14 protein-coding genes are annotated in these 15,630 nt (G+C 45.2%); 10 read left to right on the top strand and 4 right to left on the bottom strand.

The genetic code is table 11. The features are described 5' to 3' along the window. The first annotated feature begins 4 nt into the window (after positions 1 to 4). From MHI15_RS24670 to spoVM, 5 genes are all read left to right on the top strand, one after another. Positions 5 to 778 carry a Stp1/IreP family PP2C-type Ser/Thr phosphatase gene (locus MHI15_RS24670; protein ID WP_076129149.1) on the top strand — a complete coding sequence of 258 codons (774 nt, stop codon included), beginning with the start codon at positions 5 to 7 and terminating at the stop codon, positions 776 to 778. Beyond that, complete coding sequence (pknB, locus tag MHI15_RS24665; RefSeq protein ID WP_341144191.1) at positions 778 to 3,024, top strand: Stk1 family PASTA domain-containing Ser/Thr kinase; 2,247 nt, start codon at positions 778 to 780, stop codon at positions 3,022 to 3,024. Before MHI15_RS24670 ends, pknB begins: the two co-directional genes overlap by 1 nt. Positions 3,025 to 3,120: 96 nt before the next feature. After that, the gene (rsgA, locus tag MHI15_RS24660) at positions 3,121 to 4,026 is read left to right on the top strand and encodes a ribosome small subunit-dependent GTPase A (protein ID WP_341144192.1); all 906 of its coding nucleotides are present in this window, start codon (positions 3,121 to 3,123) and stop codon (positions 4,024 to 4,026) included. 4 nt (positions 4,027 to 4,030) lie between these two features. Continuing rightward, positions 4,031 to 4,696, top strand: coding sequence for a ribulose-phosphate 3-epimerase (rpe, locus tag MHI15_RS24655; protein WP_076189881.1), 666 nt, complete (start codon positions 4,031 to 4,033; stop codon positions 4,694 to 4,696). A 177-nt stretch (positions 4,697 to 4,873) separates the two neighbouring features. After that, positions 4,874 to 4,954 (top strand): stage V sporulation protein SpoVM, encoded by an 81-nt coding sequence (gene spoVM / locus MHI15_RS24650; RefSeq protein ID WP_020431362.1) that lies wholly within the window; start codon positions 4,874 to 4,876, stop codon positions 4,952 to 4,954. 102 nt (positions 4,955 to 5,056) lie between these two features. Here spoVM and rpmB read toward each other — a convergent pair whose 3' ends face one another. Further along, positions 5,057 to 5,245: a 50S ribosomal protein L28 gene (gene rpmB, locus MHI15_RS24645; RefSeq protein WP_036686205.1), complete on the bottom strand. Its 189-nt coding sequence runs from the start codon at positions 5,243 to 5,245 to the stop codon at positions 5,057 to 5,059. Between the two features lie 190 nt (positions 5,246 to 5,435). On the opposite strand from rpmB, the gene MHI15_RS24640 reads away from it, so the two are divergent. From MHI15_RS24640 to MHI15_RS24625, 4 genes are all read left to right on the top strand, one after another. Then, positions 5,436 to 7,220 (top strand): DAK2 domain-containing protein, encoded by a 1,785-nt coding sequence (locus tag MHI15_RS24640; protein ID WP_341164983.1) that lies wholly within the window; start codon positions 5,436 to 5,438, stop codon positions 7,218 to 7,220. Between the two features lie 83 nt (positions 7,221 to 7,303). Next, positions 7,304 to 8,167 carry a DegV family protein gene (locus MHI15_RS24635; RefSeq protein WP_341086363.1) on the top strand — a complete coding sequence of 288 codons (864 nt, stop codon included), beginning with the start codon at positions 7,304 to 7,306 and terminating at the stop codon, positions 8,165 to 8,167. 9 nt (positions 8,168 to 8,176) lie between these two features. Beyond that, positions 8,177 to 10,228, top strand: coding sequence for an ATP-dependent DNA helicase RecG (gene recG / locus MHI15_RS24630; RefSeq protein WP_076179558.1), 2,052 nt, complete (start codon positions 8,177 to 8,179; stop codon positions 10,226 to 10,228). A 66-nt stretch (positions 10,229 to 10,294) separates the two neighbouring features. Continuing rightward, complete coding sequence (locus MHI15_RS24625; protein WP_036686212.1) at positions 10,295 to 10,582, top strand: stage VI sporulation protein F; 288 nt, start codon at positions 10,295 to 10,297, stop codon at positions 10,580 to 10,582. Between the two features lie 2,303 nt (positions 10,583 to 12,885). Here MHI15_RS24625 and MHI15_RS24620 read toward each other — a convergent pair. The 3 genes from MHI15_RS24620 to MHI15_RS24610 form a co-directional block, all read right to left on the bottom strand. Next, positions 12,886 to 13,746 (bottom strand): YitT family protein, encoded by an 861-nt coding sequence (locus MHI15_RS24620; RefSeq protein ID WP_341164982.1) that lies wholly within the window; start codon positions 13,744 to 13,746, stop codon positions 12,886 to 12,888. A gap of 470 nt (positions 13,747 to 14,216) precedes the next feature. After that, positions 14,217 to 14,486: a hypothetical protein gene (locus MHI15_RS24615; RefSeq protein WP_076189884.1), complete on the bottom strand. Its 270-nt coding sequence runs from the start codon at positions 14,484 to 14,486 to the stop codon at positions 14,217 to 14,219. 112 nt (positions 14,487 to 14,598) lie between these two features. Next, positions 14,599 to 14,961 carry a hypothetical protein gene (locus MHI15_RS24610; protein ID WP_076189885.1) on the bottom strand — a complete coding sequence of 121 codons (363 nt, stop codon included), beginning with the start codon at positions 14,959 to 14,961 and terminating at the stop codon, positions 14,599 to 14,601. A 184-nt stretch (positions 14,962 to 15,145) separates the two neighbouring features. On the opposite strand from MHI15_RS24610, the gene MHI15_RS24605 reads away from it, so the two are divergent. Next, on the top strand, positions 15,146 to 15,559 hold the full coding sequence (locus MHI15_RS24605; protein WP_254848946.1) for a DUF2500 domain-containing protein: 414 nt from the start codon (positions 15,146 to 15,148) through the stop codon (positions 15,557 to 15,559). Positions 15,560 to 15,630: the final 71 nt, after the last annotated feature.

Here is a 15,630-nt window from a genome sequence, read left to right as displayed (position 1 = left end):
ATATTTGATCAGAACAGTTCATGCCAGCGATATTGGCCGAGTACGCTCTGTCAATGAGGATTCGGTCTGGATCGGCGCGACGCGCCACGGTTATACACTCGGTATTATTGCCGATGGGATGGGTGGACATCAGGCTGGTGAAACCGCAAGCAGGCTCGCTTTGGAGACAATGAGGAATAACCTGGACGGGTTAGAGCCTGAACTTCAAGACGAAGCTCTGCGTGATGCGTTGTCAGCTGCTATTTTGGAAGCTAACAGCACTGTGTTCAGGGAGGCTTCCGGTGACGATAAGTATCATAATATGGGTACTACTGTCGTTGCTGTTCTTTTGAATGGATCAAACGGATATATTGGCCATATCGGAGACAGCAGAGCCTATTTAATAAAAGACAGTGCGGCAGTTCAACTAACCGAGGATCATACGCTAGTCAATGAGCTGTTCAAGAACGGTCAGATCAGTGTGGAGGAATTGGATAATCATCCGCGTCGTAATGTGCTGACGAGGGCGCTTGGAACAGATGCTGAGGTTGAGGTTGATATGGCGCCTATAGCTCTGTTACCAGGGGAAATTTTGCTTCTATGCAGCGATGGTTTAAGCAACTTTGTCACAAATGAGCATTTAGGCAAAGTAGCAGGTATACATGAGATATCGTTAGAGGAAAGAGCGGACCGTTTACTTCAGCTGGCACTGCTCGCCGGCGGTGGCGATAATATTAGCGTCGCTTTGTTAGAACATCATGGAGAGGCCGCTGTGCCCGAAACAAAGGAGTGGGATTGATGATCGGTCACGAATTGGGCGGCCGTTACCAAGTCATCGAACGGATCGGCGGAGGTGGAATGGCGCTCGTCTATAGAGCACATGACATTCTTTTAAACCGAAATGTCGCCATCAAAGTATTGCGCAATCAGTTTGTGCATGACGAGGAATTTATTCGCCGTTTTAGGCGTGAGGCGCAGTCTGCCGCATCTTTGTCTCATCCGAATGTCGTCAGCATATACGATGTAGGACAAGAAGACGAAATTCATTACATTGTCATGGAGTATATTGAGGGTCAGAATCTTAATGAAATTATAAAAGAACGAGCGCCATTGCAGGTTGATGAATCCGTACGGATCGCTTCACAAATCTGTGATGCCCTAGATCATGCGCATCAGAATCAAATTATTCATCGTGATATAAAACCACATAATATCCTGATCGGACGCAATGGACGGGTGAAAGTAACCGATTTTGGGATTGCCCGCGCAGTTACGTCAACAACCATTACACAGACCGGTTCTGTGGTCGGTTCAGTACATTATTTCTCGCCAGAGCATGCCAAAGGTGTCTCTACAGGAGAAAAGTCTGACTTGTATTCATTAGGTATTGTACTTTATCAAATGCTTACTGGAAGCCTGCCCTTTTTGGGAGAGAGTCCGATTAGTGTAGCTTTAAAACATCTGCAAGAAGAGTTTGAAGAGCCAAAACTTCTGAATCCACTCATTCCGCAAAGCGTTGAGAATGTAATTCTGAGATCAATGCGTAAAAACCCGGAGGAGCGATACGACTCTGCCAAAGAAATGTTACAGGATTTGGAAACATGTTTATTGCCGGAGCGCCGCAGTGAGGCGAAGATTCTGTTCAACGATGAAGAAGATGAGGATCGTACGCGGGTTATCCCGGCGATAAAACCGATTCAAAGAAGCAATGGTAATCGTAATCATCGTGAGGAACGGATGGTTCGTGATGAAGATGATGAACCGGTGCCTTCAAGCAAAGGTAAAAAACAATGGGCAAAACCCACATTATGGATTGGGCTTACCTTACTGTTGCTGTTGGCTATGGCCAGTCTCGTATGGTACGTTAAATCACAGCTAGTTGTTCCTGAGGTTTCCGTTCCTTATGTAGTAGGTAAACAGATAGAACAAGCACAAACTGAGCTTGAGGATTTGGGGCTTGAGGTTGCTGATCCTATTCTGTATGACTACAGTCCGAATTTTGAAGAGAATGTGGTCATTAAGCAGAGTAGGGAAAAGGATGCCAAAGTGAAAAAAGGAGCGTCCCTTATACTCACTGTGAATACGGCTAAGCCATTACCCAAGATGCCAGATGTAGTTAACAAGAGCTTTGATGATGCGGTTAAGGCATTGATGGCGCTGGGTATAGCCCAAGACAGAATTGATAATAAACCTCTCTATGACGAAAATACAGATGAAGGTCTCATTGTAAAATCTGACCCTGCATTAAATACTGAATTCGATCCTGAGACGGTTCAAATCACCCTTTACGTTAGTAAAGGAGAAGAAAGTGTACTGTTGCCAGATCTCATCGGTAAGACGGAGAGTGAGGCAAAGGCGCTGCTTGAAGGTGCCAAGCTTGTTCTTGGAGAAGTGAAGAAAGAATCCAGCTTCAGTATTGAAGAAGGTAAAGTAACAAAGACTTGGGCATTTGATAAAGGGACAGGTACTTCTGTTCCACCTGGAACAGCGATTACGATTTACTTAAGTACAGGTTATCCACCTGAAGCCCTGAATTATACCTTTAATGTGCCAGTCGCTCCTGCTCAGGATGGGAAAAAGAGCAAGATTCGTATCGAATTCGTGGATGCACGCAATAATGGAGAGAAACAGGATTGGGGAACACGTACCATTGGAAAGAGCCAAGTGTTATCCGTTAATCTAGTATTGGCTCCTAATAAAGATGGTTCGGTTATTGTTACCCGTGACGGTGTGCTTTTGGACACTTATGTCATTCCTTATATCGATGCGAAGAACGGAACCGTTCAGGAGCCTGAACCACCAGTTATAGCAACACCACAGCCAACTCCAACACCTTCTGCTGAACCTACGCCTACAATTGAACCTACGATTGAACCGGAGATCTTGCCGGGTTCAGGTTCAGAGAATGACGGAGGGAATAACGGGGCGGTGAATCAAACAGGGTTCATAAACAATAGTTCTATAAATAGTGAATCGACTAATAATGGCAATAATAAGCACAACAATAAAGGCAAGGATAAATCTAAAGATAAAAACAACAACTAAACAGGGTTTAACCTGAACGGTTGGCGTAGCGAAATGACCCGGGGATATCAGACTTGGGTCATTTTCGCAAAATCAGGAGAGGAAGGCTCACTATGTATGCCTGAAGGAATAATTGTTAAGGCGTTAAGCGGTTATTATTATGTGAAACCGCTCCGCGAAGGATTAATTGCGACTGAAGAGCATTCTGTTCAATGCAGAGGCCGAGGAATTCTCAAGAAAAAAGGGATCGCTCCGCTAGTTGGAGATCGGGTTATTTATATCCTTACTGAGAATGGAGAAGGAATGGTGGATGAACTTCTACCTAGAGAATCTGAACTGATTCGTCCACCTGTAGCGAATGTTAAGCTCGCAGTGCTTTTATTCTCCGTTCGGGAGCCCGATATGAACCTGAATCTGTTGGACAAGTTTCTAGTTCATATTGAGCATTCGGGTCTGGAACCCCTAATTGTTCTGACTAAACAGGATTTGGCGGATGATGATGGTGAAGCTACCCGTTATGTTAAAGAACTTTATGAGGATATCGGATATGAAGTGATGGTCACAAGTTCACTTACTGGTGCCGGAAGCGATGAGCTAAGACAAAGGCTTACTGGAGGCATCAGCGTATTTGCGGGTCAATCCGGGGTTGGTAAGTCCACCTTATTGAATCGTATTGTTCCAGGGCTTAAACTGGAGACTGGAGAGATCAGTTTACGATTGGGACGTGGTCGTCATACGACCCGTCATGTGGAGCTGATGGATATTGGTGGTGGAGGTTTTGTTGCAGATACCCCAGGTTTTAGTCAGCTTGATTTCTTGGAGCTTGGTGTAGAAGAGCTGTCCACTTGTTTTCGTGAATTTGCTCAATACGCATCCGATTGTAAGTTCCGGGGCTGCAGTCATCAGCATGAACCAGACTGCCGTGTAATAGAGGCTTGGAAAGCAGGGAAAATTGCGGATAGTCGTTATGATCATTACAAACTGTTTTTTAATGAAATGAAAGATAAAAAGCGGAGGTACTAACATCATGATACGAATAGCACCATCTTTATTGTCGGCGGATTTCGCGCGTTTAGGTCCAGAAGTTGCAGAGGCGGAAGCCAGTGGTGGAGATTGGATACATGTGGATGTAATGGACGGTCATTTTGTGCCGAATATCACGTTGGGTCCACCTATTGTAAAAGCTGTATCGTTACATACCAAGCTGCCACTTGATGTTCACTTGATGATTGAATCACCAGAACGTTATATCCCTGATTTTGCTGCAGCTGGTGCAAGTGTGATCACCGTTCACGCTGAGGCATGCGTTCATTTGCATCGTGTGGTTCATCAGATCAAGGAACTGGGGCTGAAGGCAAGTGTAGCAATTAATCCGGGTACTCCGGCATCAGCGGTGCGTGAGGTGCTGGAGGATGTGGATATGATTCTGGTGATGACCGTTAATCCAGGCTTTGGTGGTCAAGCATTCATTCCTAACACTTTGCGCAAAATCACTCAAATTCGAGAATGGGCGAATGAAGTGAATCCAGATTTATTGATCGAAGTAGATGGTGGAGTATCGGAAGATACAGCACCATTGGTTGTGGCAGCTGGAGCCGATGTTTTGGTAGCGGGGAATGCAGTTTTTGGCCGGAGTGATCGTGCTGCGGCGATCCAAGGAATTCGAGAAGCAGCCGAATCAGCACTGTGTTAAAAAATAGGCGATTGAGACTAGAGGTATAGGCCAAGTCCTCGGTGCATAAATATGGTTACATGAGCAGAAATCTCATGTAGCCTTTTTTTGTTTTGGCAGGGAGGACTGCAGTTCGTTTCCGTTATTGACAAGAGGAAAGTCTCCTGCGTACGGCATGAATTGATGGGAGGGTAAATCATGAAATTTTACACGTTTAAGCTGCCAAGGTTTTTGGGAGGTTTTGTTAAAGCAATATTGAACACATTTCAGAAGAGTTAAGCCTCTAACAGAAAAGAAAACATGAAAAAAAGCACCTTACAAATGTAAAGGGTGCTTTTTGCTTCATATAAGTTATCGTTCGGTCTTAAAAATTGCTAAAGACTAAACGCGTTCAACTTTACCGGCTTTCAAAGCACGGGTGCTGACGTACACGCGTTTTGGTTTACCGTTCACGAGGATACGGACCTTCTGAACGTTAACTCCCCAAGAACGACGGTTGCGGTTATTAGCGTGAGACACGTGGTTGCCGCTGCTCGGTTTCTTGCCTGTTACTGCACATTTGCGGGACATAGATTACACCTCCTTATTCCTAACACCTGCATAAACAATACTTATCTATAATATCACAGCAAATTTTGCTACGTCAACCGATTCAAAAACATTTATTTCTTTTAATACTTATAGTACAATGTAAATTAGTGCATTATGTCCTGTTAATCATAGAATGATTAGGCATGAAGTTAGGAAGGGGAATTCTCAATTGAGTAAGCGTTCTATAAACGGAACAGATTTTACCGCTATGGTATTGGCTGGAGCGGATAAGCTGCAACAGCATGCAGAACACGTCAATTCCCTAAATGTTTTTCCGGTCCCAGACGGAGATACCGGTACAAACATGAATTTGACGATGACCGCAGGTGCGAATGAATTAAAGAAAAATAACACCACTTCTGTGGGCCAATGTGCAGGTGTACTCTCCAAGGGCTTATTAATGGGAGCTCGCGGGAATTCCGGCGTTATTTTGTCCCAGTTATTCAGAGGGTTTAGCAGGTATGCGGCTCAACATGATGAGCTTAATACACAGCAGTTCGCTGCTGCGCTGCAAACCGGAGTGGACGCTGCGTATAAAGCAGTTGTAAAACCTGTAGAGGGAACTATTCTTACTGTAGCTAAAGAGGCTGCAAGACATGCTGTTTATTATGCCCGCCGTACTACTGACGTTGTGGAGCTGATGACAGAGGTATTAGCCAAAGCAAAAGAAGCCTTAGCTTATACGCCTGAGCAATTACCTGTATTGAAGCAAGTCGGTGTTGTAGATTCTGGCGGTCAAGGTTTGGTCTACATTTATGAAGGGTTTCACCAGCATCTGACGAACGGAAGTACCGGTCTGTCTGAATCTGTGCAAGGACAAACCCACACACCAGTTGCACCAGCGCCTAAACCCGTGTTAACGAAACCTGAAAATGAACTGTTTTCTGTACAGTCTTCTGCGCAGTCACAGCTATCTACTGAAGATATAGAATTTCTATATGATATGGAGTTTTTCATTAATCGCCAGTTAGGCGCTAACGTGAGAACTAATTTTGATGAGGAAGCTTTTAGGAAAGCGTTGTCAGTTAATGGCGATTCCATTATTGTAATTTCGGATGATGAGACGATTAAAGTGCATGTGCATTCTAAGGCTCCAGGTGAAGTGATGAACTTGGCTCTTCTTTATGGGGAGATCACGCAGATTCATATTCTTAATATGCGAGAGCAGCATCGTGACCTGCTGACTGCGGGTATGGATATTGCACCAATGCCTGATGTATTCGCTGATATGCCGAATGAGAAGAGTGCAGTGCAAATGTCTCCTGCTGAGCCACCAGCTGATGATTTGGCACCTTACGGCTTCATTGCGGTATCTTCTGGCGCAGGTATTGCTGATATTTTCAAAAGCCTTGGAGTGGACGTAGTCCTAGCTGGTGGTCAAACAATGAATCCTAGCACGGAGGATTTCGTGAACGCGATTTCTTCTATATCTGCGAAGCATGTTTATATTTTGCCGAATAACTCGAACATTGTTCTTGCCGCTCAACAAGCTAAAGATCTTCTAGAAGGCGAACGTGAGATTACGGTGATTCCAAGTAAAAGTATTCCACAGGGAATAGCAGCAGCTTTTGCGTTCCAAGAGGAAGATGCTGTGGAGACTAATTCTGAGAATATGCTGGAAGCAATCTCTCATGTGAAATCCGGACAAGTAACGAACGCTGTGCGTGATACAAGCTTTGATGGGCTGGAGATTAAATCGGGCCAATTTATTGGGATTTCTAATTCTAAAATTGTTGCTGCGGCGGATAATCTTTTGGCTGCAAGTCAGGCGCTGTTATCCAACATGCTGGAGAATGGCGACGAAATCGTCACGATCCTTATTGGTGCAGAAACAGAATCCGAGGCTACTGATTCTTTGAGTGAGTGGCTGGAAGAGACTTATCCGAATGTGGAAGTTGAGATTCATGAGGGTGGCCAACCCCTGTATTATTATCTGTTCTCTGTAGAGCCATAGGTAGGAATTAATGGTTCTTTAACAATGGAGTAGAAATTTGCTATTGCGTAGTTGGCAAAATTATAGCTTGGGGGAGAAAATCCATGAATCGTACCATTATCGTCACCGACAGCACTTCAGATATCCCGCCAACAATGGCGGAAACGTACGGAATTGAGGTAGTACCGTTGACCTTAATGTTCGGCGAAGAGGCTTTTAGGGACAATCTGGATATGACTCCGGAGCAGTTCTATGAGCGTCTTCCCCGTACCTCACAGCTGCCGACTACTTCTCAACCCTCACCGGTTGAATATATGAATGTGTACCGCAGTATTCTGGAGCGTAACCCGGGCTGTTCTATCCTTTCCTTTCATATTTCTTCTGGACTGAGCGGGACTTATCAATCTGCATTGCTGGCTAAATCGATGCTGGAGGAAGAGGGAGAAGGAATCACTGTTGTGGATTCTCTCTCCGCTTCTTATGGTTTTGGATTTATGGTAGTGGAAGCTGCCAGAATGTCTGCTGAGGGCAAAGGACCTGAAGAGATACTTGAGGCTGTAGAAAGCCTACGTCAAACGCGTAAGCTTTACTTCTTAGTAGATACACTTGAATATTTACAAAAAGGCGGGAGAATTGGGAAAGCCTCCGCTATTCTGGGGACACTTCTGAATATTAAGCCGATCCTGTCCATTGATGCAGAAGGAATTATTTATGCGGTGGAGAAAGTTAGAGGCCGTAAGAAGGCTGTCGCCCGTATGATTGAACTGTTCAAGCGGGATCTGCAGGGTGTAAACAAAATCAATGTGGCCGTGGGTCATACGGCTGAACCGGCTTCCGGCGAGGAGTTCCTGAATGAGCTTGCAGGACACTTCACCTTGGAAGAAAAAGTGCTGACGAACGTCGGCCCTGTCGTGGGCAGCCATGTCGGTAACGGTACATTAGCTGTGTTCATTTGGCCTGCAAAATGAGGGATAAATATGACACTGGCATTAAATCAAATTGAAGTAAAAAACATAACTGGCGTGAGTGCTCAAAAGCAAAGCGAGCTTCACGCCTTTGGCGTCTTTACAGTAAAGGATTTATTAGAGTATTATCCGTTCCGCTACGAGGATTATCGGCCCCGCTCGCTTAGCGAGACTAAACACGGGGATAAAGTGACCGTTGAGGCAAAAGTGATCGGTATCCCTGTGCTGCAGCGCTTTGGCGGCAAGTCTCGTCTTAGCTGTAAGATGGTTGCAGAGCCCTGGATGTTCACAGCAACCTGGTTTAACCGCCATTACGTAAGAGAGCAACTCACTGTGGGACGGGAAATTGTGCTGACCGGAAAATGGGATCAGAAGCGCAATCAGATTACAGTGACTGATTATGAATTTCCGGATCGTGGTGAAGGGAAGACGGGAACACTGCAGCCAGTCTATTCAGTAGGTGGTAAGATCACGCAATCCTGGATCAGGAAGGTTATTAATCAGGGACTTCAGCAGTATGGGGATCTGATTCCAGAAATTTTACCGCATTCTATTATGAGGGAATATGAGTTCATGCCGCGTAAACGGGCCATTGCCACAATTCATAGGCCTGAGGACACTCGTGAAGGGCAGCAGGGGCGCCGTAGGATGGTATATGAGGAACTATTCCTGTTCCAGTTGAAGATGCAAGCGTTCAGGGTTCTGAACCGCGGGCGGATGGATGGGGTAGTCCACACAGTGGATAACGCGACGGTACGCCAGTTCGTACGCAGTCTGCCCTTTGAGCTTACAGATGCGCAGAAACGTGTAGAGCTGGAGATTTTACATGATCTGCGTTCACCATATTGCATGAATCGTCTGCTGCAAGGAGATGTTGGCTCGGGTAAAACAGTGCTTGCGGCAGTGGCGCTTTTTGCTACGGTAAGATCTGGTTTTCAGGGCGCACTTATGGTGCCTACAGAGATTTTAGCAGAGCAGCATATGCGTTCACTTACCAGAATGTTTGAGCCGTTTGGGATTACTGTAGGACTCCTGACGGGCAGTGTGACTGGCCGAAAACGTAAAGAATTATTGGCCTCGTTGCAAATGGGGATGCTTGATATCGTGGTAGGAACACATGCTTTGATTCAGGAGGATGTATTTTTCCGTGATCTGGGACTTGTAGTAACTGACGAGCAGCATCGTTTTGGTGTGAATCAGCGTGGTGTATTGCGGCGTAAAGGATATAATCCGGATGTACTGACGATGACGGCGACGCCTATTCCTCGTACGCTAGCCATCTCTGTTTTTGGCGATATGGATGTATCCACTTTATCTGAGAGGCCGAAAGGCCGGGTGCCAATAACTAGCTACTGGGTAAAGCATGATCTTATGGATCGTGTGCTGAATTTGATTAAGCGTGAAATTGATCTCGGTCGTCAAGCTTATCTGATCTGTCCGCTTATTGAAGAGTCAGAGAAGCTGGATGTGCAGAATGCTATTGATTTGCATATTCAGATGAGCCAAGCTTTCCCTAGCTATAAAGTTGGGCTTTTACATGGTAAAATGACTCCCGCTGAAAAAGATGAAGTGATGCGGGCGTTTTATAACAATGAGCTGCAGCTGCTTGTGTCCACTACGGTGGTGGAGGTGGGTGTAGACGTTCCTAATGCTACATTGATGATCATTATGGATGCGGATCGTTTTGGCCTGTCACAGCTGCACCAGCTGCGTGGACGGGTAGGAAGAGGGCAGCATGCCTCTTTTTGTGTGTTGGTAGCTGATCCAAAATCTGAAATTGGACGTGAGCGAATGACTGCCATGACCGATACGGATGACGGATTTGAGATTTCCCGAAGGGATTTGGAGCTGCGTGGTCCGGGGGACTTTTTTGGGACAAAGCAGAGTGGATTGCCGGAGTTTCGGCTGGCAGATATGACGGCTGACTTTGAAATTCTCGAGCAGGCGCGGGATGATGTTGCTGAGCTGCTTAAGGATGAAGCCTTTTGGACATCACCTGAATATGCATCTCTTCGGCATTATTTACAGAGTGAACAAATCTTCCAAGGAGAATTAATTGACTAACTAGGCACATGTAGCACCGAAGGCTCATATACTGTGAAAGATTGGATATGACGGGAGGTGCTACACTTGGGTTATCAACAATTCGGAATTAGCCCTCAGTTGGTGGATCGCATCAAGCTGAAGATGAAAAACTCGACTGTGAAGGATCGTATCAAAAGTATGATTGAGGGCATCTCGAAACAGGAGCTGCAGGATCCTGCGGTTGTTCGCAGATTGGTACGAAAAGCGTCAGGTGTATTGAACGAGAAATTGACCTCGACACAGGAAGAACAAATTGTAAAGTTTATCATCGCGCAGAAAATCGATCCGAACAACACCTTTCATTTAATCCGCTTGTGGGGAATGTTCCGTTAAGTAGCGGATTAAATGAAAAGTAGGGGTTGTCCATAGATGTTTTTTTCATCGTATGTGACAGTCTGCAAGCAGCGATCCTCCTATTACTGGAGGATCGCTGCTTTGCTTTTTTGGCCGTAGTTACGGCTTGCTGAATAGTGACTCTATTTCGGACAACCGTTGCCTCCGAATCATAGCCATTCGTCGTCCGCTACCGCTGAATGATGTTCATCCATCGTTTGATGCCACCGAATCATGGTCAACCTTCGTCAGATGCCACTGAATCATAGTCAACAGTTGTCCAATACCGTAGAAATATGATCATTCGCTATCCAATCCCGCCGAATTATATCCATCCTACGTCTAATACAGCGAATCATAGTCATCCGCCGTCCGATACCCCGAATCACATTCACCCGCCGTACGATGTCGTCGAATCATGTTCATCCACTGTCCGATCCCGCCAAATCAAGTTCATCCACCGTCCGCTGACCCCGAATCATGTTCATCCGCAAGTCGATCCCACCGAATTATGTTCATCCGCTGAGGTATTCGGACTCCAATGACGTTATTTACAAATATATCGCCTTTGGAGCAAGGTTTCGGACTCCAGTGCAGTTATTCATAAGAAATAGACTCGAAGTTGGTGTTTTTTGTGCCAATTGGAGCTATGCGGTCCGATAGCATTCAAAATTCAGGATAATTCCGCGTATAAGGTCCGCTGTGTCCGATGCCACCGAATTCCATTCATCTGCCGTGGGGTACCGCTGAATTATGTTTATCCATCGTCTGATGCTACCGATTCATGTTTATCCATCGTCTGATGCTACCAAATCATGTTCATCCATCGTCTACTGACCCCGAATCATAGTCATCCACCGTCTGTTCCCGCCGAATCATGATCATCCGCTGCGACTTTCGGACTCCAATGACGTTATTCGCAAATATATCGCCTTTGGAGCAAGGTTTCGGACCCCAGTGCAGTTATACATAAGAAATAGGCTCATAGTTGGCGTTTTTTGTGCCAATAGGAGCTATGCGGTCCGATAGCATTCAAAATTCAGGATAATTTCGCGCATAAGGCCCGCTGTGTCCGATGCCACCGAATCACATTCATCTTCCGTCGGTTCCCACCGAATCTTGTTCATCCACTGTCCGATGCCACCGAATCAAGTTCATCTGCTGTAGGGTACCACCGAATCTTGTTCATCCGCAAGTCGCTACCGCCGAATCATGATCATCTGCTGTGGCATTCGGACTCCAATGACGTTATTCGCAAATATATCGCCTTTGGAGCAAGGTTTCGGACCCCAGTGCAGTTATTCATAAGAAATAGACTCGTAGTTGGCGTTTTTTGTGCCAATAGGAGCTATGGGGTCCGATAGCATCTGAAATTCAGGATAATTCCGCGTATAAGGTCCGCTGTGTCCGATGCCACCGAATTCCATTCATCTGCCGTGGGGTACCGCTGAATTATGTTTATCCATCGTCTGATGCTACCGTATCAACTTCATCTGCTGTCGGGTACCACCGAATCTTGTTCATCCGCAAGTCGATCCCGTCGAATCATGATCATCCGCTGTGGCTTTCGGACTCCAATGACGTTATTCACAAATATATCGCCTTTGGAGCAAGGTTTCGGACCCCAGTGCAGTTATTCATAAGAAATAAGCTCATAGTTGGCGTTTTTTGTGCCAATAGGAGCTATGGGGTCCGATAGCATCCAAAATTCAGGATTATTTCGCGTATAAGGCCCACTGTGTCCGATGCCACCGAATTCCATTCATCTGCCGTGGGGTACCGCTGAATTATGCTTATCCATCGTCTGATGCTACCGAATCAAGTTCATCTGCTGTCGGGTACCACCGAATCTTGTTCATCCGCAAGTCGCTACCGCCGAATCATGATCATCCGCTGTGGCTTTCGGACTCCAATGACGTTATTCGCAAATATATCGCCTTTGGAGCGAGGTTTCGGACCCCAGTGCAGTTATTCATAAGAAATAAGCTCATAGTTGGCGTTTTTTGTGCCAATAGGAGCTATGGGGTCCGATAGCATCCAAAATTCAGGATTATTTCGCGTATAAGGTCTCCTATGTCCGATAGCTGCCTCAATCGCGCAAACATGTTAGATTAAGCGAAGTTTGAGTCCTCACACAAGGAGTTTGAGGCTTCGATCAAGAAGTTTTGGGTCTCAAACAAAAAAAAGGAGTCTTCGCTCAAGAAATTAGGTCTCGCTCAGAAAAATTGGTTGCGATCAAAGGCTAATTCAAAAAGAAGGGAGCGCTCCAGCCATTTTGATGGCTTAAGGGCGCTCCCTTCTTTTTATTCGTGTAAGCGTGTTTGTCTATGATCTTTAGTGGCTGATCTAAACACAATTTGGCTCTCTGAATCACACTGTAGAACGAGTGCCCGAAGATGCTCTTCTTCCATTCTGTTCGTCAGACAAAACAACGTGCTAACCTCTCCATCTTGCCCTGAACCTTCAGCAATCGCAGCTTCTCGATTTAGGGAGGTTGCGATTGCTTGCTGAATGTCCAAACATCGGCTGCTGGTAATCCAAGCAGTGCGGGAGTGGGATAATCCCCGTAGTGAGATACGAACACCTTCGAAAGCCAGCAGGTAGGCAATAATAGAATACATTGCTTGCTCCCAACCGAACAATGTACCTGCAAAAAGCAGAATTGCACAGTTCAGGATCATAATAACGACTTCCGTTGATTTTGGAGGTCCGCCGCTCAGCAGAGAATACCCCTGGTCACTGGCTTGTTTATTTACACCGCCGAATCTCACAGATATTCCAATACCTACTCCAAGACAGATGCCTCCTGCCATTGCGGCAGGTAAAGGATCGCTAATCACAGCAGGAAAACGATGCAGCGCAAGAGACGCGATGGTTAGGCAGGTTAATCCCAAAACAGTGTAAAGAGCAAAGCGGAGATTTACTTGCTTTCGCGACATAAATATAAAGGGCAGATTGAATAGAAATAGAAACAATCCAAGCTGCATTTCAGTAGTATGAGCGAATAATGCGGATAAACCTGTAATCCCGCCGACAACAAGGCCATGTGGCATTAAAAATAATTCCAATCCTACAGCAGCAAGCAATGCGCCGGTAATGACTGTGAGAACTCGGAAGGTAGAGCTTCTTTGTAGCTGTTGACGTTGATTTATTTTGTTCTGCATAGTTTTTCCTCCTTCAACAGGGGAAACGACCTTACTTATTTTCAGTGGCTATGGCAGATTTTTTGGATATTCGTGCATCATGTCGTTTCTCAAAGTTGAATACTTTATCCATTATTTTATAAATCTATTTAGATTCCTTCGTCAGACAATGTCCAAGGACAACAAGGATCAGCACGTAAATGTCTGGGAATGTCTGCAAATGGTTGCAAATAGCTGCAAACGGCTGCAAATGGCTGCAAATAGTGAAGAATAGCCAGCACTCCGCTTTCTTTACCCAAATTGGCTAAAACAATTTAAAGTTTATCCCGTGAGACTATAGGCATCCAATGATAGATGAAGCATGAAGGCTGTGACCAACGCTTCGTCCGGCCAGCAAGCCTGCAACGAAGTTGCCAATCAGCGTAACGACAACTGCTGCAAGGGAGCTTAGAGCGCCTCACCGCCTAAGGTGGGTGGATGTACCTCAGTCTCTAGCTGAAGAAGAAGATGGCACCTAAGAAATAACGAAATAGGATCACGAGCTTTTCAATTCGTCTAACATGTTCGGTTTCAGCGAGGACAAGTCCACTAGTAGTGCGCCAATAACTTCTGTCTGCTAGACGAGTACTCTCGGAGAATCCAGCAATCAAGAATAGTGCTGCGAATATTACTAATGTAAAAGCGCTCCGGAACGGATATCCAGAACATGGTTCAGCCAAGATACTTGCTTTCTTCCAGTGGATGATGAGCAATGCGAGCATGTATAGCCACCGGGAAATCCGCATCTCTATAATTCATGAACCTAAGATTTTTATCAATTGAAGTTCTAAATTCCCTTCAGCCGACATTCATTTAGGGCAGAGGTGAACTTCGTTAGTGGAGTGAAATTAGAAAATGAGACGTGAATTTTAACAGGTACAGCCGCAGTCGAAGCAGGAATTTATAAATCACTGGACGGAACAGTAAAGAAAGTACAGGGAGTATTGCAATTACCGCAAGGGACTTCGCTCCCCACTGTTCAGTTATTTTGATGGCTCCTACCTGAGGGGTTATTTGAGGTGCAATCCTTACGGGAGGTGTAAACTTTCGCTCGTAGCGTTCAATTTCGGATGTCGTTGATTCTTGCTCCGTAGTGAATATTCCTCCAGACCAGGCAGGTGGAAAAGAAAACATCATTCCCAGAATTAGGACGATACGAAGAAACCAATGTAGTGATAAACGCGCTATATATTGCACCGAAATAACACCTCCCAACTGTATGTAGTATAAAAAGCATACCATACCTTTTCCTTTGAATCCAAATTGTTTTGTGAAAAAAATTCATATATAGATGATGAAAACATGAAACCGAACGGGAAAAATGACGTATTTCGCAGCATAGATAACTTTTATTATCTAGTTTCAGTCAGGAGGGATAAATTTGAGCGAATGGCAGGATTTTAACGGTTTTGATGAGCGCAGCTTTTTCGGAAGTTTCATTCATGAGATGCCACTATTTTTTAAATTATTTGCTTTGCTTTTTCTTGGCCTTTTCGTTTTTATAATTGTTAAATCAGTGAGAATCTGGATGTCCAATAACGCAAGTCCTTTGATAAAAGCAAACTGCACAGCGGTCACCAAACGAACCGAGGTATGGGGTGGATCCGGTGAATCGAGAGCAAATACTAGTTATTACGTTACGTTTGAGTTTGCCGATGGCTCTCGTTTAGAGTTGCAGGTAAGAGATCAGGATTTTGGCCTGATTGTAGAAGGTGACCGAGGCGAACTCCTGTATCAAGGGACTAGGTTTAAAAGCTTCAATCGCGATTTGAAGAAAGAACATCTAAATTTCTAAAAAAGTACATACCATTCAAGAATCACCATGCCTGTTTTGGGTAAAACTCATATGAGAGGTTTTACCAGATC

Origin of the sequence: Paenibacillus sp. FSL H7-0918 (assembly GCF_038007025.1) — a bacterium.
GTDB classification, from domain to species: Bacteria; Bacillota; Bacilli; order Paenibacillales; family Paenibacillaceae; genus Paenibacillus_AQ; species Paenibacillus_AQ odorifer.
This window is presented reverse-complemented; position numbering and strand designations above follow the sequence as displayed.